Consider the following 23,345-nt stretch of genomic DNA (forward strand, 5'->3'; position numbering starts at 1 on the left):
TGTAAACGCTAGAATGGCCGCACATTTACCTGCCAGGAGGGTAGCCGATGGAGGCTCTCGACGCATTGCTCAACCGTGTTTCCGTGCCACGCCTGACCGACCCGGCGCCCAATGCCGCCCAGCGCGAGGCGCTGTTCCAGGCCGCCCTGCGCGCCCCGGACCACGGCCAGCTGCGGCCGTGGCGCTTTCTCACCATCGAAGGCCAGGGCCGCGAGAAGCTGGGTGAGCTGTTCGCCGAAGCGCTGCAGCACAAGGGGGATGCCACCCAGGCAGCCCTGGACAAGGCCCGCGCCATGCCCCTGCGGGCGCCGTTGCTGATCGTGGTGATTGCCAAGCTGCAGGACCACTTCAAGGTGCCCAAGTCCGAACAGCGGCTGGCGGCGGGCTGTGCCGCGCACGGCATCCTGATTGCGGCGCATGCGCAAGGTATCGGTGCGGTATGGCGCACCGGGGACATGGCTTTCGATGCCCATGTGCACAAGGGCCTGGGGCTGGCCGCGAACGAGGAGCTGATCGGTTACCTGTATGTGGGTACGCCGCTGACCGAGCCGCGCACCGCGCCGATTCTGGAAACTGCTGATTTCGTCAGTGCCTGGGGCGAGTAACGCAGCCTTGAGCTGATTGCAGTATCAAGGCATCCGGCCCTTTCGCGGGTAAACCCGCTCCCACAGGTGTGGCGCAAGTTTCAGGCCTTGCACGGTTACCTGTGGGAGCGGGTTTACCCGCGAAGAGGCCGGATGCATTTACATCAAATCAACTGCCTGTCGCTTCAGTCACAGGCAACTCCAGCCGCGCCACGAAGCCCCCCTGTGGATGGTTCTCCAGTACCAGGCTGCCACCATGGCGCTCCGCCGCCTTGCGTGCAATCGCCAACCCCAGCCCATGCCCCGGCGCTTCCTGCCCCGGCGCACGGAAGAACGGTTCCCCCAACTGTGCAAGGTGCTCCGACGCCGCCCCCGGCCCATGGTCACGCACGCTGATCAGGATACGGTCCTGCTCGCGCACGGCGCTGACTTCGATCGGCTGGCCCTGCGGGTTGAAGCGCAGGGCGTTGCGCAGCAGGTTGTCCACGGCACGCTCGATCAGCGTTGGCCAACCTTGCAAGGTCAACCCCGGCTGAGCCTCCAGGCGCACATCCTGCTCCGGTGCGCTGAGCTGGGCATCCTTGCGCACGCTGCCGAGCAGGGCGTTAAGGTCCACCGGCTCGGCATGGGCCTGTTCGGCATCGACCCGTGCCAGGGCGAGAATTTCGCTGATCAGGTCTTCCAGGCGGTCGCATTCGCGGGTCAGGCGTGGCCACAGCGCTTCACGTTGCTCAGGCTCGGCGCGCTCGGCCAAGGCCAGGGCGATACGCAGCCTGGCCAGCGGTGAACGCAATTCATGGGACACATCGCGCAGCAACTGGCGCTGGCTGCCGATGGTGCTTTGCAGGCGCGCGCCCATCTTGTTGAAGTCCTTGGCCAGTACGCCGAATTCGTCACGTCGCGCCGCCAGCTGCGCCAGGCTGTTCTGCTGGTAAGTGGTCTGGCCCAGGTCGTGCACGGCGCTGCGCAGACGGCTGAGCGGGCGGGTAATGGACAGGGTCACCAGCAGGCTGAACAGGGTCAGCACCACCAGGGCAATGCCCAGCGCACTGAGCGGCCACAGCAGGCTTTCGCGGTGCCAGGCATCCAGCGCCGGGTGGGGGATGCGGTAGATCAGCAGGTACGTCTGGCCGGTGTCGGGGCTGGTGTATTCCTCGGTCAACCGGCGCCACGGCAGGCGCCGCTGGTCATTGTGCTGGCGTGCCTCGAAGGCCGCCGCACGGCGCGGGAAGGTGCCGGGCACCACGGCTTCGCCACTGTCGTCGAGCACCTGCACGTCGATCTTGTAGCGGTCCTTGCGCCGTTCCAAAAAATGCTGTGCCGAAGCCAGGCCTTCCTGTTCGTAATGCTTGGCCCACTTGCTGGCCAGGGTATTCAGGCCCGGGTGGCGGCTGAGGATCCAGGCGTCCTGGTTGAGCATGTGGCCCAGCAGGATTGACAGGCCCGCAACCAGGGTGATGGCCAGCCAGAAACTGGCCAGGATGCGCCAGAACAGTGAACGCAAGTGCACCTCCTGCTAACAAGAAAAGCCCGGCTCGCACTGAGGCGGGCCGGGCATCGGGCGGACAGCTTACTGGGCCTTGTTGCCTTTTTCAGCTTTCCAGGCCTGGAACTCCTGCCACTCGGCTTTCTGTGCGGCGCGTTCCTTCTGCAGTTCGTCGAACTTCTTCTGCTGCTCGGGCTTGAGCAGGGCGCGGACCGCGCTGTCGGTCTTGTCGCGGTTGGCCTGCAGTTCGTCCTTCATCGCCTTCTGGTCGGCGGCCGGCAGTTTGGACAGGTAGCGCTCGGTAATGTCGCGGCGCTGTTTCATCTGCTCGCCCATCAGCTTGCCGATCTGCTGGCGCTGGTCACGGCTCAGGTCCAGCTGGTGGAAAGGCGCATCACCGCGATGATGTGGGCCATCGTGGCGCATGCCGCCTTCAGGCATGGCCATGGCCACGGTCGGCAGGGCGGCGGCGAACATCAGGGCGATAAGGGTCTTGCGCATGGTGTCTCTCCTTTCATGGGCCGGTGGTTACCGGATGAGCACAGTCTAGGGAGATCACCGTCAAGCGCGGTCAGCGGATGGTAAAGGCTCGGTAAAGATGTTCAGAGGCAGTAGTAATAGCCACGGCTGCGCAGGGCGACGATGCGTGGCCGGCCATCGGCGTGGGGGCCGATCTTCTTGCGCAGGTTGCTGACGTGCATGTCCAGGCTGCGGTCGTACAGGGTCAGCTTGCGGCCCAGGCTGATCTGCGCCAGTTCCTGCTTGTCCAGCGGCTCGCCGGGTTGGCGCAGCAGCGCTTCGAGAATGCGGCTTTCGGACAGGGTCAGGGTCATTTCACGGCCATCGATGCTGGCCACGCCACGGGCAGGGCTATAGACCAGGTCGCCCAGCTCCACCTGGCTGGTGGTGGCGGTGGGGTGGCTGCGGCGCAGCACGGCACGCAGGCGAGCGGTGAGTTCACGCGGGTCGCAAGGTTTGGCCAGGTAGTCGTCGGCGCCCAGTTCCAAGCCAAGGATACGGTCCAGCGGCTCGCCGCGGGCCGAGAGCATCAGTACCGGCAGTTCGGCATGCTCGCTGCGTAACTGCTTGAGCAGTTCCAGGCCACTGCCGTCGGGCAGCATCACGTCCAGCACCACGGCCGCCGGGGCATGTGTGGCCAAGGCCTGGCGTGCGCTCTGGCCATCGTGGCAGGCGCGCACGGTAAACCCTTCCTGGGTCAGCCAGCTGCCGAGCAGCTCGCACAGCTCCTGGTCATCATCTATCAGTAACAGCTCGCTCATGACTCACTCAATTCAACCATTGACGGCGACTATTCGGCCCGCCAGTGGCAAAGATACCGCAGACTGATGGCAACAGTATAACTGCCGGTACCGCGTGGCCTTCTTCGCGGGTAAACCCGCTCCCACAGGGACGGCGCAGGCTTCAAGCTTGCACTGCGCCTGTAGGAGCGGGTTTACCCGCGAAGAAGCCCATGCGGTCTCAGATCAAGGCAGCACTTGCTTGAACGGCTTGACCGCCACCTTTTCGTACACGCCCGCGGCAATGTAAGGGTCGGCATCGGCCCAGGCTTGCGCCGCGGCGAGGGAGTCGAACTCGGCAACGATCAGGCTACCGCTGAAACCCGCTTCGCCCGGGTCGTTGCTGTCGATGGCCGGGTGCGGGCCGGCCAGTACCACGCGGCCCTCGGCCTTCAGTTGCTGCAGGCGTTCGATGTGCGCCGGGCGGGCAGCCAGGCGCTTTTCCAGGGAGTTTGCGACGTCGCTGGCGATGATGGCGTAGAGCATGTCAATCCTTGGGTTTGGAGGTAGAAGGGTCGTCGTGCAGGTGGCGCGACAGGTACACGCCCTGCGCTACCAGGAACATCACGGTCATGCCCAGGCTGCCGAACACCTTGAAGTCGACCCAGAAGTCCTGGAAGGTGAAGGCGACGAACAGGTTGGCCGCGCCACAGAACAGGAAGAAGCCGATCCAGGCCAGGTTCAGGCGGGTCCAGATGGCATCGGGCAGGCTCAGGGCGTGGCCCATGATGCGCTTGATCAGCACCCGGTCGCCGATGAAGTGGCTACCGGCGAAGCCCAGGGCGAACAGCCAGTTCACCACCGGTGCCTTCCACTTGAGGAAGGTTTCGCTGTGGAAGGTCAGGGTCAGGCCGCCGAACACCAGGCAGGCCACCAGGGTGAGCCACTGGCCCTTTTCCAGCTTGCGCTGGCGCAGGAACAGCGCGCCGTAGACCACCAGCGAGCTGATGATCAGCATGGCCGTGGCACTGTAGATGCCGCCGAATTCGAAGCTGTGGCCGGCGACTTCCATGGGGCGCGGGTCGAGCTTGTAGACGATGAAGAACAGCAGCAGCGGGATGAAATCGATGAATTGTTTCACAATGGCAGCCAGAATCGGGATGTGACGGCATAATAACAAACATCGATTCCAGCGAAAGCGCTCCTCCATGAATGTTGATCTGCACTGTCACAGCACGGCCTCCGACGGCGCCCTGTCGCCCTCGATACTGGTCGCCCGGGCCCATGAGCATGGGGTGCAAACGCTGGCACTGACCGACCATGACACCATCGAAGGCCTGCCCGAGGCGCGCCAGGCGTGCCGCGACAAGGGCATGCACTGGGTCAGCGGGGTGGAGCTGTCGTGCACCTGGGGTGGCGCGACCATCCATGTGCTGGGCTATGACTTCCCGCTCGACGCACCGCCCCTGCTGGCGGCGATCGAAGCGCTGCACCGTGGCCGCTGGCTGCGCGCCGAAGAAATCGACAAACGGCTGGCGGCCAAGGGCATGCCCGGTACCCTCGACGGCGCTCGCGCCGTGCAGCACGAACTGGGCGATAGCGGCAACGCCCCGGCGCGCCCGCATTTTGCCGAGTACCTGGTGCGTGCCGGGCACGTCAAGGATCGCGGCGAGGCGTTTCGCAAATGGCTTGGCGCCGGCAAGCTGGGGGACGTCAAGCAGCACTGGCCGACCCTCGATGAAACCGTCGCCACTTTGCGCCAGTCCAATGCATGGGTGAGCCTGGCGCATCCCATGCACTACGATCTGACCCGCAGCAAGCGCAGAAGGCTGATTGCCGACTATATTCAGGCAGGCGGGCAGGCGCTTGAAGTGGTCAACGGGATGATGCCTGCCGAGCAGGTGGGCACCATGTCCATCCTTACCCGTGAGTTCGGCCTGCTGGCAAGCGCTGGCAGTGACTTCCACGGCCCCGGCACCTGGGGCGAGATCGGTGCCTACCGGCCTTTGCCCGAGGACCTGCCACCTCTGTGGCGCCGATTCAGCCATGAACAGCCTTTGGCGGTATGAACAGGACGACTACGTGAGCCAATTTTTCCAGATTCATCCGGAGAACCCGCAGCAGCGCCTGATCAAGCAGGCTGTCGAGATTATCCGCAAGGGCGGTGTGGTGGTGTACCCGACGGATTCGGCCTATGCACTGGGTTGCCAGATGGGTGACAAGGCGGCCATCGAACGGGTGCGGCGCCTGCGCGGGCTGGACAAGACCCACAACTTCACCCTGATGTGCTGCGACATGTCGCAGCTGGGGTTGTACGCCAAGGTCGACACCGGCACCTTCCGGCTGCTCAAGGCACATGTGCCGGGGCCTTACACGTTCATCCTCAACGGCACGCGCGAAGTGCCGCGCCTGCTGTTGCACGATAAGCGGCGCACCATCGGGCTACGGGTGCCGGCCCATGCCATTACCCTGGCCTTGCTGGCCGAACTGGGCGAGCCGTTGATGAGTGTGAGCCTGATCCTGCCAGGCGACACCGAGCCGATGACCGACCCTTACGAGATCCGCGAGCGCCTGGAGCACCATGTCGACCTTGTGATCGACGGCGGTTTCGGTGACCTCAAGGCATCGACCATCATCGACCTGTCCGGCGATGAACCGGAACTGGTCCGTGAAGGCTGCGGCGACCCCACGCCGTTCCTGGTCAACGCGTGAGCCAGGTGGAAACGCCCGAGGCACCGGCCGAACAGGCCGAAACGCCTCGGCAGCTGCAGCTGGCCCTGGTCTATGGGGAAGCACTGACCGAGCTGCCACTGGACCTGTATATCCCGCCGGACGCCCTGGAAATCATCCTCGAAGCCTTCGAAGGCCCGCTGGACCTGTTGCTGTACCTGATCCGCAAGCAGAACATCGACATCCTCGACATCCCGGTGGCGGAAATCACCCGCCAGTACATGGGCTACGTGGAGCTGATGAAGAGCGTGCGCCTGGAACTGGCCGCCGAATACCTGGTGATGGCTGCCATGCTCGCCGAAATCAAGTCGCGCATGTTGCTGCCGCGCTCGGCCGAGGTCGAGGAGGAGGAGGGTGACCCGCGCGCCGAACTGATTCGCCGGCTGCAGGAGTACGAGCGCTTCAAGGCTGCCGCCGAAGGTATCGATGAATTGCCACGGGTCGGCCGCGAGGTGGTGGTGCCGCGCCTGGAGGCGCCACAGGCCAAGGTGCGCAAGCTGTTGCCCCAGGTCAGCCTGGAAGAGCTGCTGGTGTCGATGGCCGAGGTGATGCGCCGCAACGACCTGTTCGAAAGCCATCAGATCACCCGCGAGACCTTGTCCACCCGCGAGCGCATGAGCCAGGTGCTGGAACGCCTGAAGGGTGGCGGTTTCGTGCCGTTCGTCGAGCTGTTCGCCGCCGAGGAGGGCAAGCTGGGCGTGGTGGTGACCTTCATGGCGATTCTCGAGCTGGTGAAGGAATCGCTGATCGAACTGGTGCAGAATGAACCCTTCGCCGCCATCCACGTGCGGCTTCGCCCGGCGCTTGTTGAAGACCCTGATGAACCTGAATGAACCCCGCGACCTGGCGTCGCTGATCGAAGCTTTCCTGCTGGCTTCGGGCAAGCCGCAATCCCTGGAGCGCCTGTACGAACTGTTCGAGGAAGCCGAGCGACCAGAGCCCAAGGTCTTCAGGCAGGCGCTGGAGCTGCTGGGCAAGTCGTGCAACGGCCGCGCCTTCGAGCTCAAGGAGGTGGCCAGCGGTTACCGCCTGCAGATTCGCGAGGACTTTGCGCCGTGGGTCGGGCGCCTGTGGGAAGAGCGCCCGCAGCGCTACTCGCGCGCGCTGCTGGAAACCCTGGCCCTGATCGCCTACCGCCAGCCTATCACCCGTGGCGAAATCGAAGATGTGCGCGGCGTGGCGGTGAACAGCAACATCATCAAGACCCTGATGGAGCGCGAGTGGATCCGCGTGGTCGGCTACCGCGAAGTGCCCGGGCGGCCGGCGATGTTCGCCACTACCAAGGGGTTTCTCGACCATTTCAACCTCAAGAGCCTGGACGAACTGCCAGCCTTGGCCGAGCTGCGGGAGATGGAGCCGGAGCCGCTGCTCGACCCGGATGATGCGCCAGTGCCGGCGCACCTGCAGGCATTGGCGGATGCCAGCCTTGGGGAAGAGGAAGAGGTTGCCGAGCCGAAGGAGGAGACCAGCTTCCGTAGCCTGCTGGTGGAGCTGGATGCCATGGAAGAGGGGCTGAAGACCGATTTCGATGATTTGCGCGAGGAAGAGCCTGAGGCTGCTGTTGAAGAAGAGGGCAAGGTGCAGCCTTGAATCTTCTGTTGTCTGTGCTGGCCCTTTCGCGGGTAAACCCGCTCCCACAGGGATATCACAGGCCCTGAGAGTGATGCGGTACCTGTGGGAGCGGGTTTACCCGCGAAGAGGCCGGTACTGCCAATACATAACCATTAGGCAGAAACCCCTCGCAAAGCCCACAAAACCCTCTACCCTCCAGTGCGTTCCCCCGCCGAACCGCGTATGATGCGCGGCCTTTTGGCGCGTTCGTCGCCAGAACCCTTATTTCATTCCTACACCGGGAGGTGCCCAGATGAGTGAGCAAGACCTGCAAGATACCGAGATCACCCCTCCATCCGGCGAAAAGCTGCAGAAAGTGCTGGCGCGCATTGGCGTTGGCTCGCGCCGTGACGTCGAGGCCTGGATCAGCCAGGGCCGCATCAAGGTCAACGGCGTCGAGGCCACCCTCGGCCAGCGCGTCGACCTGCACGACGCCATTGCCGTGGATGGCAAACTGATCAAGCGCGAAGAGGCCGCCGAGGCCACCCGCCGGGTGATCATGTACAACAAGCCCGATGGCGAGATCTGCACCCGTGACGACCCGGAAGGCCGCCCGACAGTGTTCGACCGCCTGCCACGGCCGAAAGAAGGCCGCTGGATCAACATCGGCCGCCTCGACATCAACACCACCGGCCTGCTGCTGTTCACCACCGACGGTGAACTGGCCAACCGCCTGATGCACCCGTCCTACGAGATGGACCGTGAGTACGCGGTACGTGTGCGTGGTGAGGTCGACGACGAGATGATCGAGCGCCTGAAGGCCGGCGTGATGCTGGAAGATGGCCCTGCCAAGTTCACCGACATCCAGAAGGCACCCGGTGGCGAAGGCTTCAACCACTGGTACCACTGCGTGGTGATGGAAGGCCGTAACCGTGAAGTGCGTCGCCTGTGGGAGTCCCAGGGCATGGTGGTCAGCCGCCTGAAGCGCGTGCGTTTCGGCCCGGTGTTCCTCAACTCCGACCTGCCGATGGGCCGCTGGCGTGAAATGACCCAGGGCGAAATCGACATCCTCGCCGCAGAGGTAGGCCTGCAGCCGGTGGCGCTGCCAGCCATGAAGCTCAAGGCCAAGGACAAGATGGAGCGCCTGCAGCGCAAATCGACCCGCCCGCTGGGCCGTGGCGAGCGCGTGCGCAGCCTGCGCCCGGCCCACGAAGGTGCTGCTGCCGGGGAACGCCCGGCGCGCCAGGCGCGTGAAGAGGCCCCGCGCAAGACCGGCCGTGGCAGCACCGTGGCCGAACGCCCGAGCGAGATGCGCAAGCGTCCGGCCAAGCCTGAAGGTGACAAGCCGGCAGGCCGTGGCCGCGGCAAACCGCGTGGCTGATTGGCCTTTGCGTTGAAACAGAACCAGCCTTCGGGCTGGTTTTTTATGGCTGTGAGAATTTGGGGCTGCTGCGCAGCCCATCGCGACACAAGGCCGCTCCCACAGAAAACGCGTCACCTGTGGGAGCGGCCTTGTGTCGCGAAAGGGCCGCAAAGCGGACCCAAGATACTGAACAAAAAGAATTTTTCGGACGACTGGCAAGTTCCTGAACCACCTTGTAAAGAAAATTGTACGAATGTGGTCGGTTTCAGCCCGGATTTCAGATTAGGTCGAATCGTGTAAACAAACCTTGCCGCCGGCTCACCGTCAAAACAGCCGACAAAGCCCCGCCCACCCTTGCCCAAAGCCCCGCCCCACGGTGTTATAGCCGCCATTGCCGTGTGCAAAAGCCTGTCCACAGAGCCGGGCTGACAAAACAACAAATGGAGGCGCCATGTACGCCGATCACTTCGCCTTTCAAGGCCCACACCACAGGATCGCTGCGTTTTTTCCCGAGGAAAGGATGCAACGCGTTGACGCCTGCGCGTTTGCAGGGGTATACAGTGCGCCGCGTTTTACCTGTGACTCCTTTGCGTACCGCGCACTCTTGATCACGCCTGGTTGACCCGCTCCGGCGGCACCTGAGGTCAGGAAACCCAAGGTAACCACCTTGCCCATTCCGCTGCGCCACGAGCGCGGTGGGTCCGATTCCGTCACAGATAAAAACAATGCAGGTGACTTCGTTCATGAGTGGACAAAACATGCATTCAGGCGAGCTCAAGCGGGGCCTGAAGAACCGCCATATCCAGTTGATCGCCCTCGGTGGTGCGATTGGTACCGGCCTGTTCCTCGGCTCGGCAGGCGTGATGAAATCCGCTGGCCCGTCGATGATCCTTGGCTACGCCATCTGCGGCTTCATCGCCTTCATGATCATGCGCCAGCTCGGCGAAATGATCGTCGAAGAGCCGGTGGCCGGCTCGTTCAGCCATTTCGCCCACACCTACTGGGGTGGTTTCGCCGGCTTCCTGTCGGGCTGGAACTGCTGGGTGCTGTACATCCTGGTGGGCATGTCGGAGCTTTCGGCGGTCGGCAAGTATGTCCACTACTGGTGGCCGGAGATCCCCACCTGGGTTACGGCGGCAGCGTTCTTCGTGCTGATCAACGCCATCAACCTGATGAACGTGAAGTTCTTCGGTGAGGCCGAATTCTGGTTTGCCATCATCAAGGTGGTGGCCATCGTCAGCATGATCGGCCTGGGTGCCTACCTGCTGACCAGCGGCAGCGGCGGCCCCGAGGCAACCGTGGCCAACCTGTGGTCGCACGGTGGCTTCTTCCCGAACGGTGTCAGCGGGCTGGTGATGGCCCTGGCGTTCATCATGTTCTCCTTCGGTGGCCTGGAAATGCTTGGCTTCACCGCTGCCGAGGCCGACAAGCCGAAGACCGTGATCCCCAAGGCAATCAACCAGGTCATCTACCGTATCCTGATCTTCTATGTTGGTGCCCTGGTGGTGCTGCTGTCGCTGACCCCATGGGACAACCTGGTAGCCAGTATCGATGCCTCCGGTGGCAGCTATGGCAGCAGCCCGTTCGTGCAGGTGTTCTCGCTGCTGGGCAGTGACGTGGCCGCGCACCTGCTGAACTTCGTGGTCCTGACTGCAGCGCTGTCGGTGTACAACAGTGGCACCTACTGCAACGCCCGCATGCTGCTGGGCATGGCCGAACAAGGTGACGCTCCGGCGTCGCTGGCCAAGGTCGACAGCCGCGGTGTGCCGGTGCGCTCGATCCTGGCGTCGGCAGGCGTGACGCTGATCGCGGTGCTGCTCAACTACCTGATGCCGCAAAACGCCCTGGAACTGCTGATGTCGCTGGTGGTGGCTACCCTGGTGATCAACTGGGCGATGATCAGTTACTCGCACCTGAAGTTCCGCCAGCACCTGGACCGCACTGGCCAGAAGCCGCTGTTCAAGGCGCTGTGGTACCCCTATGGCAACTACATCTGCCTGGCGTTCGTGGTGCTGATCCTGGGCATCATGGCGATGATCCCGGGTATCCAGGTTTCCGTGTATGCGATCCCGGTGTGGCTGTTTGCCATGTTCGTGGTCTACATGGTCAAGCCGCGTCGCAAGGCGCAGGCCCTTGGGGCTGCTGGTAGCGTGGCCAAGTAAGGCGCTGCGGCGATAGAAAAACCCGAAGCCGGGTGACTGGCTTCGGGTTTTTTGTTGCCTGTACCGGCCCCTTCGCGGGTAAACCCGCTCCCACAGGGACATCACCTGATCTGAAAGCAGCGCTATACCTGTGGGAGCGGGTTTACCCGCGAAGAGGCCGGCACAGGCAAAAATCAGATCTGCTCCAGCAACCAACTGCGAAACGCCCGCAGCGACGGCAATGCCTCATTGCGCGGCGGGTAGATCAGGTAATAACTGCGCTGGCTGGCAAATGCCACCCCTGGGCTGTAGAGCTCACCCTTGGCCAGTTCTTCCTCCACCAGTATGCGCGGCACCAGCCCGATGCCGATCCCGGCCCGTACCGCCTGGATCAGGTGCGAGGTCAGCTCGAAGCTCGGCCCCAGGCGCATCGCCCGGTGCGCCAGGCCATGGTGCGAGAACCACTCGCCCCAGGCATGCGGGTTGTTGGCCACATTCAGCAGCACCTCTTCACTGATGCGTGCAGGGCTCCAGCCTTGGCTGTCCGCACCAGCCTCAGGCGGCAATATCACCACCAGTTCCTCGGCATGCAGGCGATGGCAGATCAACCCCGGCAGGTCGTGGCTGGCCACGCCGATGGCGGCATCGATCTCGCTGGTGTCGAAGTTGATGGCTTCGATGCGTGAATGTATGTGCACCAGCATGCCCGGGTGTGCGCTGTAGAAGGCATGCAACCGCGGCAGCAGCCATTTCGAACCGAAGGTGGGCAGGGTGGCCAGGCGCAAGGTGCCTACCCCCGACTGGTAGGCCAACGCCTGCAAGGTGGCGCTGCGGATGCGCCCCAGTGCCTCGCTGAGCTCGCGCTGGTACAGGCGGCCGACATCGGTCAGCTGCACCTGGCGCCCCTCGCGGCGGAACAGGGTCAGGCCCAGTTGCTGCTCCAGCGCCTGCACCTGGCGGCTGACCGCGCTCTGGGTGAGCGACAGCTCGGCGGCGGCTCGGGTGTAGCTTTCATGCCGGGCGGCAGCCTCGAAAGCCAGTAGCAGCGACATGGACGGGGTGAGATGGCGGTAATTCATTCATAAAAGTCATTAATAGCGGCAGGATTATCCGTTTGCCCCTGAAGCGAAACTACAGGAACATTGGCCTGCACGTCACCTCCGCATGTCATCACCCATGCCGGAACGACAGGAATCCCGTGAATTAGCCAATATCAAGAGGCCATCCTTCGATGATCGCCCAGCTGCCGACCGTTGCCCCGAGCGCCAACTACCCCGAATTCCTCGAAGCCCTGCGCAACAGCGGCTTCCGTGGCCAGATCAGTGCCGACTACGGCACCCGCACGGTGCTGGCCACCGACAACTCGATCTACCAGCGCTTGCCACAGGCGGCGGTGTTCCCGCTGGACGCCGATGATGTGGCGCGGGTCGCCACGCTGATGGCCGAGGGGCGCTTCCAGCAGGTCAAGCTGACCCCGCGCGGTGGTGGTACCGGCACCAACGGGCAGTCGCTGACCGACGGTATCGTCGTCGACCTGTCGCGGCACATGAACAAAATCCTCGAAATCAACGTCGAGGAACGCTGGGTGCGGGTGCAGGCCGGTACTGTCAAGGACCAGCTCAACGCTGCGCTCAAGCCGCACGGGCTGTTCTTCGCCCCCGAGCTGTCCACCTCCAACCGTGCCACTGTCGGCGGCATGATCAACACCGACGCCAGCGGCCAGGGCAGCTGCACCTATGGCAAGACCCGCGACCACGTACTGGAGCTGCACAGCGTGCTGCTCGGCGGCGAGCGCCTGCACAGCCTGCCGATCGACGATGCCGCGCTGGAGCAGGCCTGTGCTGCGCCCGGCCGGGTCGGCGAGGTGTACCGCATGGCGAGGGAGATCCAGGAAACCCAGGCCGATCTCATCGAAGCCACCTTCCCCAAGCTCAACCGTTGCCTGACCGGTTATGATCTGGCCCACCTGCGCGACGAGCAGGGCCGCTTCAACCTCAACAGCGTGCTGTGCGGTGCCGAGGGCTCGCTGGGCTATGTGGTCGAAGCCAAGCTCAATGTGCTGCCGATCCCCAAGTACGCCGTGCTGGTCAACGTGCGCTACACCAGCTTCATGGATGCCCTGCGTGACGCCAACGCGTTGATGGCGCACAAGCCGCTGTCGATCGAGACTGTCGACTCCAAGGTGCTGATGCTGGCGATGAAGGATATCGTCTGGCACAGCGTCGCCGAATACTTCCCGGCCGACCCCGAGCGCCCGACCCTGGGCATCAACCTGGTGGAGTTCTGCGGCGACGAGCCGGCCGAGGTCAATGCCAAGGTGCAAGCGTTCATCCAGCACCTGCAGAACGACACCAGCGTCGAGCGCCTGGGCCACACCCTGGCCGAGGGCGCCGAGGCGGTGACCCGCGTCTATACCATGCGTAAACGTTCGGTGGGCCTGCTGGGCAACGTCGAGGGCGAAGTACGCCCGCAACCGTTCGTGGAAGACACCGCGGTACCGCCGGAGCAACTGGCCGACTACATCGCCGACTTCCGTGCACTGCTCGATGGCTACGGCCTGGCCTATGGCATGTTCGGCCACGTCGATGCCGGCGTGCTGCACGTGCGCCCGGCGCTGGACATGAAGGACCCGGCCCAGGCCGCACTGGTCAAGCCGATTTCCGACGCCGTGGCGGCGCTGACCAAAAGCTATGGCGGCTTGCTGTGGGGCGAGCACGGCAAGGGCCTGCGTTCTGAATACGTGCCGGAGTACTTCGGCGAGCTGTACCCGGCGCTGCAGCGCCTTAAAGGCGCCTTCGACCCACACAACCAGCTCAACCCGGGCAAGATCTGCACCCCGTTGGGCAGTGCCGAAGACCTGACCCCGGTCGATGGCGTAACCCTGCGCGGCGATCTCGACCGCACCATCGACGAACGCGTGTGGCAGGACTTCCCCAGCGCCGTGCACTGCAACGGCAACGGCGCCTGCTACAACTACGACCCCAACGACGCCATGTGCCCGTCGTGGAAGGCCACCCGCGAGCGCCAGCACTCGCCCAAGGGCCGTGCCTCGCTGATGCGCGAATGGCTGCGCCTGCAGGGCGAAGCCGATATCGACGTGCTGGCGGCGGCACGCAACAAGGTGTCGTGGCTCAAGAGCCTGCCGGCACGCCTGCGCAACAACCGTGCGCGCAGCCAGGGCCAGGAAGACTTCTCCCATGAGGTGTACGACGCCATGGCCGGCTGCCTGGCGTGCAAGTCGTGCGCCGGGCAGTGCCCGATCAAGGTCAACGTGCCGGACTTCCGCTCGCGCTTCCTCGAGCTGTACCACGGCCGCTACCAGCGCCCGCTGCGTGACTACCTGATCGGTTCGCTGGAGTTCACCATCCCGTACCTGGCCCACGCGCCCGGGCTGTACAACGCGGTGATGGGCTCGAAGTGGGTGAGCAAGCTGCTGGCCGACAAGGTCGGCATGGTCGACAGCCCGCTGATCAGTCGCTTCAACTTCCAGGCCACCCTGACCCGCTGCCGCGTCGGCGTGGCCAGCGTGCCGGCCCTGCGTGAACTGACCCCGGCCCAGCGCGAGCGCAGCATCGTGCTGGTGCAGGATGCCTTTACCCGTTACTTCGAGACGCCGCTGCTGTCGGCCTTCATCGACCTGGCGCACCGTCTGGGCCACCGGGTGTTCCTGGCGCCGTACAGTGCCAACGGCAAGCCACTGCACGTTCAGGGCTTCCTCGGTGCGTTCGCCAAGGCGGCGATCCGCAATGCCGCCCAGCTCAAGGCCCTGGCTGACTGCGGCGTGCCGCTTGTGGGCCTGGACCCGGCGATGACCCTGGTGTATCGCCAGGAGTACCAGAAAGTGCCGGGCCTGGATGGCTGCCCGCAGGTGCTGTTGCCACAGGAGTGGTTGATGGACGTGCTGCCGGAGCAGGCACCGACCGCGCCGGGCACTTTCCGCCTGATGGCGCACTGCACCGAGAAGACCAACGTGCCGGTCAGCACCAAGCAGTGGGAGCAGGTGTTTGCCCGCCTTGGCCTGAAGCTGGTGACCGAGGCGACTGGCTGCTGCGGTATGTCCGGTACCTATGGGCACGAGGCGCGCAACCAGGACACCTCGCGGACCATCTTCGAGCAGTCGTGGGCGACCAAGCTGGACAAAGAAGGCGAGCCGCTGGCGACCGGTTACTCGTGCCGCAGCCAGGTCAAGCGCATGACCGAGCGGCAGATGCGCCACCCGCTGGAGGTGGTGCTGCAGTACGCTCAGCGCTGACCTTCAGGGCCCCAGGGGCTGCCTTGCAGCCCATCGCGACACAAGGCCGCTCCTACGAGAGACCACGTTTTTCTTGTAGGAGCGGCCTTGTACTGCGAAAGAGGCGCAAAGCGCTCCCCTGTTTTTAAAGACCCCGCTGACGCCGCGCCTGCCGATACAGATACAGGCTCAACACCAGCCCGCAAGCCGCCGCCGCTGCCGCAAACAGAAACATCGAAGCAAACCCGAACCCCGCCGCCACCGCGCCTACCAGTGGCCCGGTCACCCCCAGCGACAAATCGATGAACAGCGAATAAGCCCCCACCGCCGCCCCGCGGTTGGCCGCTGACACCTGGTTCACCGCCTCCACCCCCAGTGCCGGGAACACCAGCGAGAAGCCGAACCCGCTCAGTGCGGCCCCCGCCAACGCCAATTCGGCGCTAGGCGCCAGCCACAGCATCAGCAGCCCGAGTGTTTCCACCGACAGGCAGGCGATCGCCACCCGGAACCCGCCAAGCCGGTTGATCAGGTTGCCGAACAGTAGTCGCGCACTGATGAAACTGGCGCCGAACAGGCTCAGGGTCAGTGCCGCATTGGCCCAGCCACGGCTGGCGTAATACAAGGTGATGAAGGTGGCGATGGTGCCAAAGCCGATCGAGCCCAGGGCAAGCCCCGAGCCGTGCGGGAACACCTTGCCCAGCACCCGCAGGAACGGCAGGCGCACGCCACTGACGATCGGTGCGGCCTGTTTGGGCCAGGCCAGCAGCAACCCGAGCGCACTCAGCAGGATGATGCTCACGCCCATGCTCCACAGGCCCAGGCTCTTGACCATCAGCACGCCCAACGGAGCGCCGATGGCCAGCGCGCCATAGCTGGCGATGCCGTTCCAGGAAATGACCTTGGCCGTGTTTTCAGCACCTACGCGGCCAATGCCCCAGCCAATGGAACCGGAGCCCACCAGGCTTTCCGCACTGCCGAGTACCAGGCGGCCGACCAGCAGGCAGGCCAGGCTGAGCCAGGGGAGGTGGGTGAGGAAGGCGCAGGCCAGCATGAACACCCCGCTGAGCCCGCAGCCGGCCAGGCCATACATGACCGCCTTCTTGCTGCCGTGGTTGTCGATGATGCGGCTGGCGGTGGGGCGGCTGAGCAGGGTGGCCAGGTACTGCACGCTGATCACCAGGCCCGCGACCACGGCACTGAAGCCCAGGTCGTTGTGCACATAGCCGGGCAATACGGCCAGCGGGATGCCGATGTTCAGGTAGCCGATGAAGGTGAAGAGGACGATGGAGACGACTTGCAGGGTGACCGCAAGGGGGCGCGGTGAGTGGGGCATGAGGGCCTACGTGGGTTCTGGACGGTGTGAAAACGTGATGACGGGGGGTGGCCCGCAGGTCAGCCGTTTTCACACAGTCGGGGGATGCGCGGTTATTCCTGGTCAGCGCTGGATTGATCGTCACCATCCTGCTCGACGGCAGCTGCCGGTTCGGCGTGAACGGTAACGGTTGGCTCTTCTGGGTTCAGGCTTGGGAAGGGAAGATTCGGGATTTCATGCATCTCGTCGTTCCTCGCAAGTGTGAGTGAAAAGTCTGCGCCAGGCGCGTTTGAAGCTTTGCAAAGCTGGGGCAGGATACACAAGTCTGGATGACAGTTTGGGTTTTTTTGGCGGTCGCTTGTCGGTTTTGCGGGCGAACAGCGAACATTTTTCCTGCAAAAAACTGGGGCCCCTGTGGGAGCGGGTTTACCCGCGAACACCGGCGAAGCCGGTGCCATGCACCGCGGTGTCTGCTTCGCGGGTGAACCCGCTCCCACAGGCTCCAGTTTCTCAGTGCTTACTTGCGGCCTTCAGCCGTCTCCGCCACCTTGTCGGTGCGTGCGCACATGATGAAGTCATTGCGGTGCAGGCCTTTGATCGAGTGGCTCCACCAAGTCACGGTGACCTTGCCCCACTCGGTCAGCAGGCCCGGGTGGTGGCCTTCGGCCTCGGCGATCTCGCCCACGGCATTGGTGAACGCCAGGGCGTGCTTGAAGTTCTTGAACAGGAACACGCGTTCCAGCTCCATGTGGCCGTCACGTACTTCGATGTTCCAGTCCGGGATTTCGCGAATCAGCTCGGCCAGCTCTTCGTCGGTGACCTTTGGTGCGTCGGCGCGGCAGGCTTCGCAATGGGCTTGGTTCAAGGCATTCATGTGGTGTTTTCCGGTTCGAGTTGTTATCGGCAAGGTCGCTCAGGCAGCGACCTTGGGTGGAAACTTCGGTGCGTGCAGGCCCAGCTGCATGGCTTTGTGAACCATGCCCATGATGTCTTCGTGGGCCAGGTCGAACAGACGCTTCATGTTCGGTAGCACGAAATACAACGGCTGCAGGATGTCGATGCGGTACGGTGTGCGCATGGCCTCGATCGGGTCGAAGGCCTGGTGCTCGGGCTCGCCAGACAGACTGTAGACGGTCTCCTTTGGCGACGAGAGGATGCCGCCGCCATAGATCTTGCGGCCTTGCGCGGTTTCCATCAGGCCGAACTCGATGGTCATCCAGTACAGGCGCGCCAGGTAAACGCGTTGTTCCTTGGTCGCGGCCAGGCCGAGCTTGCCGTAGGTATGGGTGAATTCAGCGAACCAGGGGTTGGTCAGCAGCGGGCAGTGGCCGAAGATCTCGTGGAAGATATCGGGCTCTTGCAGGTAGTCCAGCTCTTCCGGGGTGCGGATGAAGGTGGCCACCGGGAAGCGCTTGCTGGCCAGCAGTTCGAAGAAGGTCTGGAAGGGAATCAGCGCCGGGACCCGGGCAACCTGCCAACCGGTGGTGGCGCCCAGCACCTTGTTGATCTCGCCCAGTTGCGGAATACGGTCATGGGGCAGCTTGAGCTGGTCGATGCCGTCCAGGTATTCCTGGCACGCGCGGCCTTCGATCACTTTCAGCTGACGGGTGATCAGGGTGTTCCATACCGCATGCTCTTGCTGCGGGTAATCGATAAAACCATGCGCATCGGGCTCGCGTGCCACGTATTGCGTCTGTTTCATGTGGCTCTCCTGGTGAGGGCTTTTCTTGTTATGTGCAGGACATGCCTAAGGAATATCCCTTCGCTGGCCACTTTGCACGGGGTGGGCCATTGGGCGGGACCGGCATTCGGCGATGTTTTCGTAACGATAATTTTACAAAAAGGCGTAGGTGTCGGAAAATCCGAGGCATCTGGCTGAAGCTTCGGCTGTTTTTGTCAGCTTATCTTTACGACTTTTCCGCGCGGTGTTGAAAAACATTGGCGCTTCGAGAGCCCTCATGCGTATCAAAGTGCATTGCCAGAACCGTATTGGCATCCTGCGCGACATCCTCAACCTGCTGGTGGAGTACGGCATCAACGTGCTGCGCGGCGAGGTGGGCGGTGACCATGGCAACGCCATCTACCTGCATTGCCCGAACCTGATCAATCTGCAGTTCCAGGCGCTGCGCCCCAAGTTTGAGGCGATTGCCGGGGTATTCGGTGTCAAACGCGTGGGGCTGATGCCCAGCGAGCGCCGGCACATGGAGCTGAATGCGTTGCTGGGTGCGCTGGACTTTCCGGTATTGTCGATCGACATGGGCGGCAGCATCGTCGCCGCCAACCGTGCCGCTGCGCAGTTGCTGGGGGTGCGGGTGGACGAGGTGCCGGGCATGCCGCTGGCGCGTTATGTGGAGGACTTCGACCTGCCGGAGCTGGTGCGGGCCAACAAGTCGCGCATCAATGGCCTGCGGATCAAGGTCAAGGGCGATGTGTTCCTGGCCGATATCGCGCCGCTGCAGTCCGAGCACGACGACAGCGAGGCGCTGGCCGGCGCGGTGCTGACCCTGCACCGCGCCGACCGGATCGGTGAGCGCATCTATAACGTGCGCAAGCAGGAGTTGCGCGGTTTCGACAGTATTTTCCAGAGCTCGCGGGTGATGGCTGCGGTGGTGCGCGAGGCGCGGCGCATGGCACCGCTGGACGCGCCATTGCTGATCGAGGGCGAGACCGGTACCGGCAAGGAGTTGCTGGCGCGTGCCTGCCACCTGGCCAGCCCGCGCGGCCAGTCGCCGTTGATGGCGCTCAACTGCGCCGGGTTGCCCGAGTCGATGGCCGAGACCGAGCTGTTCGGCTACGGCCCCGGGGCATTCGAAGGGGCGCGGGCCGAGGGCAAGCTGGGGCTGCTGGAACTGACCGCCGGTGGCACGCTGTTTCTCGACGGGGTAGGGGAGATGAGCCCGCGCTTGCAGGTGAAGCTGCTGCGTTTTCTGCAAGATGGCTGCTTCCGCCGCGTAGGCAGCGATGAAGAGGTGTACCTGGATGTGCGAGTGATCTGCGCGACCCAGGTGGATTTGTCTGAATTGTGTGCCCGGGGCGAGTTTCGTCAGGACCTGTATCACCGGCTCAATGTATTGTCGCTGCACATTCCACCATTGCGCGAATGCATGGATGGCCTGGAAGGGCTGGTGCAGCACTTTCTCGACCAGGCCAGCCGGCAGATTGGCTGCGCCATGCCGCGCCTGGCGCCGGCGGCGATGGACAAACTCGGCCAGTATCATTGGCCGGGTAATGTAAGGCAGTTGGAAAACGTGTTGTTCCAGGCGGTTTCGTTATGCGAAGGCGGCGTGGTCAAAAGTGAACATATACGTTTGCCGGATTACGGCGTGCGCCAACCGCTGGGTGAGTTTTCGCTGGATGGGGATCTTTCGCAGATTGTCGGGCGCTTTGAAAAAGCGGTACTGGAAAGTTTGATGGGGGAATTCCCGAGTAGTCGGGCTTTAGGTAAAAGACTGGGTGTTTCGCATACTACTATTGCCAACAAGTTGAGGGATTATTCGTTGGGCAAGTCGGTAGAATAATAAGCGGTTGGTCAATAACCTGTTAATCAGGTGCAATATTCTTCGCGGGCTTGCCCGCTCCCACAGGTACCGCGCCAAATTCAGGGCAGGCGCTGTACCTGTGGGAGCGGGCAAGCCCGCGAATGGGGCCCGCAGGGCCCCCAATTCACAAGGTATCAGCCGTTCGAGCAGCCGTTCCCCATCACGCGGTATTCGAGAATGTGCTTCTGGCCCTTGGAGTCCTCGTAGGTCATGCGGGCTGGCACGACTTCGCACACATTGGGCACTTCGCTCATGGAAATGACGCGGGCAATGTCCAGGTGCTGCGAGTAACTGTATTGTTCAACCGGAATCTGCTCGGCATCTTTGGCTTCGCCGGCCATCGCCGCGCCGCAAAGACTGCCAAGTACCAATACCAGTAAAGCTTTCATTTTCAATTTACCTGTCTAAGGTCGTGAGGGGGGCACGCGGCGCTTATGGCGCCGCGAGTATTGCTAGTTTTAACTATCAGGTTTGGAGGGGGATTAACGCTTGCCTTCGTGGGGGCTGTTACCAGTTGTTAATCGCCTTGCCGTTGCTGGCGAGGTGAATTTTATGGCTGGGGCCAAGGCCGAAACAGTGGGTCTTTTGATAAAGTGTTTTGACAGAATCTGTAACAATCCTCTGGTAAACCGCGCCCGTAATTTCTCGCCTGGGCTGTAAGGTGCGTGCCAGAGCGCTTTGTCGGGACGGGCGTACCAAATTACTACCAACGTCGAATGGCTTTTGTCGCTCTGGTACAGTTACAAACGGTTCCATACAAAAACAACTATTACACCGAGGTAACACAGATGAGTGCGGCTCCACTGTATCCCGTTCGTCCCGAGGTTGCGGCCACCACCCTGACCGACGAGGCCACCTACAAGGCCATGTACCAGCAATCGGTGATCAACCCGGACGGCTTCTGGCGCGAGCAGGCCCAGCGCATCGACTGGATCAAGCCGTTCACCAAGGTCAAGCAGACCTCCTTCGACGACCATCACGTCGATATCAAATGGTTCGCCGACGGCACTCTGAACGTTTCCTCCAACTGCCTGGACCGCCACCTCGAAGAGCGTGGTGACCAGTTGGCCATCATCTGGGAAGGCGACGACCCTTCCGAACACCGCAACATCACCTACCGCGAACTGCACGAGCAGGTCTGCAAGTTCGCCAACGCCCTGCGTGGCCAGGATGTGCACCGGGGTGACGTGGTCACCATCTACATGCCGATGATCCCCGAAGCCGTGGTCGCCATGCTGGCCTGTGCCCGTATCGGTGCGATTCACTCGGTGGTGTTCGGCGGCTTCTCGCCCGAAGCGCTGGCTGGCCGTATCATCGACTGCAAGTCCAAGGTCGTGATCACCGCAGACGAAGGCGTGCGCGGTGGCCGCCGTACCCCGCTCAAGGCCAACGTCGACCTGGCGCTGACCAACCCTGAAACCAACAGCGTGCAAAAGATCATCGTGTGCAAGCGCACCGGTGGCGACATTGCCTGGCACCAGCACCGCGACATCTGGTACGAAGACCTGATGAAAGTCGCCTCCAGCCATTGCGCGCCGAAAGAGATGGGTGCCGAGGAAGCGCTGTTCATCCTTTATACCTCCGGCTCCACCGGCAAGCCGAAGGGCGTGCTGCACACCACCGGCGGCTACCTGGTATACGCCGCGCTGACCCATGAGCGCGTGTTCGACTATCGCCCGGGCGAGGTGTACTGGTGCACCGCTGACGTGGGTTGGGTCACTGGCCACAGCTACATCGTCTATGGCCCGCTGGCCAACGGCGCCACCACCCTGCTGTTCGAGGGCGTGCCGAACTACCCGGACATCACTCGTGTGTCGAAGATCATCGACAAGCACAAGGTCAACATCCTGTACACCGCGCCAACCGCTATCCGCGCGATGATGGCCGAAGGGCAGGCTGCAGTCGAAGGTGCCGATGGCTCCAGCCTGCGCCTGCTGGGCTCGGTGGGTGAGCCGATCAACCCCGAAGCCTGGAACTGGTACTACAAGGCCGTGGGCAAGGAGCGTTGCCCGATCGTCGACACCTGGTGGCAGACCGAGACCGGCGGCATCCTGATCAGCCCGCTGCCTGGCGCCACCGGCCTCAAGCCAGGCTCGGCAACGCGTCCGTTCTTCGGCGTGGTGCCGGCGCTGGTGGATAACCTGGGCAACCTGATCGAGGGCGCTGCCGAGGGCAACCTGGTGATCCTCGATTCCTGGCCGGGCCAGTCGCGTTCGCTGTACGGCGACCATGACCGTTTCGTCGACACCTACTTCAAGACCTTCCGTGGCATGTACTTCACCGGCGACGGTGCGCGCCGCGACGAGGATGGCTACTACTGGATCACCGGTCGCGTGGATGATGTGCTGAACGTGTCCGGTCACCGCATGGGTACTGCCGAAATTGAAAGCGCCATGGTGGCGCATGCGAAAGTGGCCGAGGCCGCGGTGGTGGGTGTGCCGCACGACATCAAGGGGCAGGGCATCTATGTGTATGTCACCCTCAATGCCGGTATCGAGGCCAGCGAGCAGCTGCGCCTGGAGCTGAAGAACTGGGTGCGCAAGGAAATCGGCCCGATCGCCTCGCCGGATGTGATCCAGTGGGCGCCGGGGCTGCCGAAGACCCGGTCGGGCAAGATCATGCGCCGCATCCTGCGCAAGATTGCCACCGGTGAGTACGATGCCCTGGGTGATATCTCGACCTTGGCCGACCCGGGTGTTGTGCAACACCTGATCGATACCCACAAGGCCATGAGCCTGGCTTCGGCCTGATAGCGAAGCTCGCAAACGCTGGAGGCGTTGCGCTATCTCTGTGGGAGCGGCTTTAGCCGCGAAGAACCCAGCGCGGTGGATGGCACCGGCGTTGCCGGTGTTCGCGGCTGAAGCCGCTCCCACAGGGTGAGGTATATGCCTGAGGGCTGTGTTGTATCAGTGAGGCCAGCCAACAAGAACCCCGCCCGGGCAACCGGCGGGGTTTTTGCTTTACTGTTACCCGACATTCATCGGTAACTGTTCTGTCACCGGCGTCGCACAATATCGGGGCGCCAGGAAACAAATCCGGCCTGTTTCGGTGCGTTTTCGCAGCCTTTTTTGCGACCCGGCACGCTGCACTTGCCGTAATACAAGGCTTTGCCAATAATAGGCCCGGGAATTGCTAGTACTATAGGTTCTATTTCTTGCGCTCTTGCATAT

The 23,345-nt window shown here is 63.1% G+C and carries 21 protein-coding genes; 10 read left to right on the forward strand and 11 right to left on the reverse strand.

Translation table 11 applies throughout. The annotated features are described in order from the left end of the window. Nucleotides 1–47: 47 nt before the first annotated feature. Nucleotides 48–605: a nitroreductase family protein gene (locus MJ643_RS09785; protein ID WP_013973676.1), complete on the forward strand. Its 558-nt coding sequence runs from the start codon at nt 48–50 to the stop codon at nt 603–605. Nucleotides 606–753: 148 nt separating this feature from the next. Here the strand turns inward: MJ643_RS09785 and MJ643_RS09790 are convergent, their stop codons facing one another. The 5 genes from MJ643_RS09790 to MJ643_RS09810 form a co-directional block, all read right to left on the reverse strand. After that, on the reverse strand, nt 754–2,094 hold the full coding sequence (locus MJ643_RS09790; protein WP_031324419.1) for a HAMP domain-containing sensor histidine kinase: 1,341 nt from the start codon (nt 2,092–2,094) through the stop codon (nt 754–756). Nucleotides 2,095–2,154: 60 nt separating this feature from the next. After that, the gene (locus MJ643_RS09795; protein WP_013973674.1) at nt 2,155–2,571 is read right to left on the reverse strand and encodes a Spy/CpxP family protein refolding chaperone; all 417 of its coding nucleotides are present in this window, start codon (nt 2,569–2,571) and stop codon (nt 2,155–2,157) included. 101 nt (nt 2,572–2,672) lie between these two features. Continuing rightward, on the reverse strand, nt 2,673–3,350 hold the full coding sequence (locus MJ643_RS09800; protein ID WP_013973673.1) for a response regulator transcription factor: 678 nt from the start codon (nt 3,348–3,350) through the stop codon (nt 2,673–2,675). Nucleotides 3,351–3,554: 204 nt separating this feature from the next. Beyond that, a complete protein-coding gene (locus MJ643_RS09805) occupies nt 3,555–3,854 on the reverse strand; it encodes a YciI family protein (protein ID WP_013973672.1) in 300 nt (99 codons plus the stop codon). Nucleotide 3,855: 1 nt separating this feature from the next. After that, nucleotides 3,856–4,449, reverse strand: a complete 594-nt coding sequence (locus MJ643_RS09810; RefSeq protein ID WP_003259096.1) for a septation protein A — start codon at nt 4,447–4,449, stop codon at nt 3,856–3,858. Between the two features lie 67 nt (nt 4,450–4,516). Here MJ643_RS09810 and MJ643_RS09815 point away from each other — a divergent pair, with 67 nt between their 5' ends. From MJ643_RS09815 to MJ643_RS09840, 6 genes are all read left to right on the forward strand, one after another. Beyond that, the gene (locus tag MJ643_RS09815) at nt 4,517–5,377 is read left to right on the forward strand and encodes a PHP domain-containing protein (protein WP_023661025.1); all 861 of its coding nucleotides are present in this window, start codon (nt 4,517–4,519) and stop codon (nt 5,375–5,377) included. Between the two features lie 13 nt (nt 5,378–5,390). Beyond that, nucleotides 5,391–6,020, forward strand: coding sequence for an L-threonylcarbamoyladenylate synthase (locus tag MJ643_RS09820; protein WP_038408376.1), 630 nt, complete (start codon nt 5,391–5,393; stop codon nt 6,018–6,020). Nucleotides 6,021–6,145: 125 nt separating this feature from the next. Then, the gene (locus MJ643_RS09825; protein WP_162097115.1) at nt 6,146–6,871 is read left to right on the forward strand and encodes a ScpA family protein; all 726 of its coding nucleotides are present in this window, start codon (nt 6,146–6,148) and stop codon (nt 6,869–6,871) included. Beyond that, on the forward strand, nt 6,858–7,628 hold the full coding sequence (scpB, locus tag MJ643_RS09830; protein ID WP_013973667.1) for an SMC-Scp complex subunit ScpB: 771 nt from the start codon (nt 6,858–6,860) through the stop codon (nt 7,626–7,628). The genes MJ643_RS09825 and scpB overlap by 14 nt, the downstream gene beginning before the upstream one ends. A 274-nt stretch (nt 7,629–7,902) precedes the next feature. Continuing rightward, nucleotides 7,903–8,970: a 23S rRNA pseudouridine(2605) synthase RluB gene (rluB, locus tag MJ643_RS09835; RefSeq protein WP_013973666.1), complete on the forward strand. Its 1,068-nt coding sequence runs from the start codon at nt 7,903–7,905 to the stop codon at nt 8,968–8,970. 725 nt (nt 8,971–9,695) lie between these two features. After that, nucleotides 9,696–11,114 (forward strand): amino acid permease, encoded by a 1,419-nt coding sequence (locus MJ643_RS09840; protein ID WP_161551429.1) that lies wholly within the window; start codon nt 9,696–9,698, stop codon nt 11,112–11,114. A 173-nt stretch (nt 11,115–11,287) separates the two neighbouring features. Here the strand turns inward: MJ643_RS09840 and MJ643_RS09845 are convergent, their stop codons facing one another. Further along, nucleotides 11,288–12,172, reverse strand: a complete 885-nt coding sequence (locus tag MJ643_RS09845) for a LysR substrate-binding domain-containing protein (RefSeq protein WP_013973663.1) — start codon at nt 12,170–12,172, stop codon at nt 11,288–11,290. Between the two features lie 152 nt (nt 12,173–12,324). On the opposite strand from MJ643_RS09845, the gene MJ643_RS09850 reads away from it, so the two are divergent. Further along, nucleotides 12,325–15,345 (forward strand): FAD-binding and (Fe-S)-binding domain-containing protein, encoded by a 3,021-nt coding sequence (locus tag MJ643_RS09850; RefSeq protein WP_208209744.1) that lies wholly within the window; start codon nt 12,325–12,327, stop codon nt 15,343–15,345. A gap of 124 nt (nt 15,346–15,469) precedes the next feature. On the opposite strand, the gene MJ643_RS09855 is transcribed toward MJ643_RS09850, so the two are convergent. The 4 genes from MJ643_RS09855 to phhA all read right to left on the reverse strand — a co-directional run bounded on the left by MJ643_RS09855 (nt 15,470) and on the right by phhA (nt 18,338). Next, nucleotides 15,470–16,657, reverse strand: coding sequence for an MFS transporter (locus tag MJ643_RS09855; RefSeq protein WP_247726788.1), 1,188 nt, complete (start codon nt 16,655–16,657; stop codon nt 15,470–15,472). 92 nt (nt 16,658–16,749) lie between these two features. Then, complete coding sequence (locus tag MJ643_RS31470; protein ID WP_015271274.1) at nt 16,750–16,878, reverse strand: hypothetical protein; 129 nt, start codon at nt 16,876–16,878, stop codon at nt 16,750–16,752. Nucleotides 16,879–17,153: 275 nt separating this feature from the next. Continuing rightward, nucleotides 17,154–17,510 carry a 4a-hydroxytetrahydrobiopterin dehydratase gene (locus tag MJ643_RS09860; protein ID WP_003254532.1) on the reverse strand — a complete coding sequence of 119 codons (357 nt, stop codon included), beginning with the start codon at nt 17,508–17,510 and terminating at the stop codon, nt 17,154–17,156. 39 nt (nt 17,511–17,549) lie between these two features. Beyond that, nucleotides 17,550–18,338, reverse strand: a complete 789-nt coding sequence (gene phhA / locus MJ643_RS09865; protein ID WP_003260109.1) for a phenylalanine 4-monooxygenase — start codon at nt 18,336–18,338, stop codon at nt 17,550–17,552. Nucleotides 18,339–18,594: 256 nt separating this feature from the next. Here phhA and MJ643_RS09870 point away from each other — a divergent pair, with 256 nt between their 5' ends. Further along, on the forward strand, nt 18,595–20,154 hold the full coding sequence (locus MJ643_RS09870; protein ID WP_208209653.1) for a sigma-54-dependent transcriptional regulator: 1,560 nt from the start codon (nt 18,595–18,597) through the stop codon (nt 20,152–20,154). A 155-nt stretch (nt 20,155–20,309) separates the two neighbouring features. Here the strand turns inward: MJ643_RS09870 and MJ643_RS09875 are convergent, their stop codons facing one another. Next, complete coding sequence (locus tag MJ643_RS09875; RefSeq protein WP_003260110.1) at nt 20,310–20,564, reverse strand: DUF2790 domain-containing protein; 255 nt, start codon at nt 20,562–20,564, stop codon at nt 20,310–20,312. 399 nt (nt 20,565–20,963) lie between these two features. On the opposite strand from MJ643_RS09875, the gene acs reads away from it, so the two are divergent. Then, the gene (acs, locus tag MJ643_RS09880; RefSeq protein WP_023661365.1) at nt 20,964–22,925 is read left to right on the forward strand and encodes an acetate--CoA ligase; all 1,962 of its coding nucleotides are present in this window, start codon (nt 20,964–20,966) and stop codon (nt 22,923–22,925) included. Nucleotides 22,926–23,345 lie beyond the last annotated feature (420 nt).

This window comes from Pseudomonas sp. PNPG3 (assembly GCF_023093815.1).
GTDB lineage: Bacteria > Pseudomonadota > Gammaproteobacteria > Pseudomonadales > Pseudomonadaceae > Aquipseudomonas > Aquipseudomonas asiatica.

Excerpts from the sequence above, each read along its gene's own strand:
- MJ643_RS09860 (WP_003254532.1), bottom strand. The coding sequence starts at position 17,510 with ATGAATGCCTTGAACCAAGCCCATTGCGAAGCCTGCCGCGCCGACGCA.
- acs (WP_023661365.1), top strand. The coding sequence starts at position 20,964 with ATGAGTGCGGCTCCACTGTATCCCGTTCGTCCCGAGGTTGCGGCCACC.
- MJ643_RS09800 (WP_013973673.1), bottom strand. The coding sequence starts at position 3,350 with ATGAGCGAGCTGTTACTGATAGATGATGACCAGGAGCTGTGCGAGCTG.
- phhA (WP_003260109.1), bottom strand. The coding sequence starts at position 18,338 with ATGAAACAGACGCAATACGTGGCACGCGAGCCCGATGCGCATGGTTTT.
- MJ643_RS09850 (WP_208209744.1), top strand. The coding sequence starts at position 12,325 with ATGATCGCCCAGCTGCCGACCGTTGCCCCGAGCGCCAACTACCCCGAA.
- MJ643_RS09855 (WP_247726788.1), bottom strand. The coding sequence starts at position 16,657 with ATGCCCCACTCACCGCGCCCCCTTGCGGTCACCCTGCAAGTCGTCTCC.
- MJ643_RS09875 (WP_003260110.1), bottom strand. The coding sequence starts at position 20,564 with ATGAAAGCTTTACTGGTATTGGTACTTGGCAGTCTTTGCGGCGCGGCG.
- MJ643_RS09840 (WP_161551429.1), top strand. The coding sequence starts at position 9,696 with ATGAGTGGACAAAACATGCATTCAGGCGAGCTCAAGCGGGGCCTGAAG.
- MJ643_RS09795 (WP_013973674.1), bottom strand. The coding sequence starts at position 2,571 with ATGCGCAAGACCCTTATCGCCCTGATGTTCGCCGCCGCCCTGCCGACC.
- MJ643_RS09845 (WP_013973663.1), bottom strand. The coding sequence starts at position 12,172 with ATGAATTACCGCCATCTCACCCCGTCCATGTCGCTGCTACTGGCTTTC.
- rluB (WP_013973666.1), top strand. The coding sequence starts at position 7,903 with ATGAGTGAGCAAGACCTGCAAGATACCGAGATCACCCCTCCATCCGGC.
- scpB (WP_013973667.1), top strand. The coding sequence starts at position 6,858 with ATGAACCTGAATGAACCCCGCGACCTGGCGTCGCTGATCGAAGCTTTC.
- MJ643_RS09805 (WP_013973672.1), bottom strand. The coding sequence starts at position 3,854 with ATGCTCTACGCCATCATCGCCAGCGACGTCGCAAACTCCCTGGAAAAG.
- MJ643_RS09870 (WP_208209653.1), top strand. The coding sequence starts at position 18,595 with ATGCGTATCAAAGTGCATTGCCAGAACCGTATTGGCATCCTGCGCGAC.
- MJ643_RS31470 (WP_015271274.1), bottom strand. The coding sequence starts at position 16,878 with ATGCATGAAATCCCGAATCTTCCCTTCCCAAGCCTGAACCCAGAAGAG.
- MJ643_RS09815 (WP_023661025.1), top strand. The coding sequence starts at position 4,517 with ATGAATGTTGATCTGCACTGTCACAGCACGGCCTCCGACGGCGCCCTG.
- MJ643_RS09785 (WP_013973676.1), top strand. The coding sequence starts at position 48 with ATGGAGGCTCTCGACGCATTGCTCAACCGTGTTTCCGTGCCACGCCTG.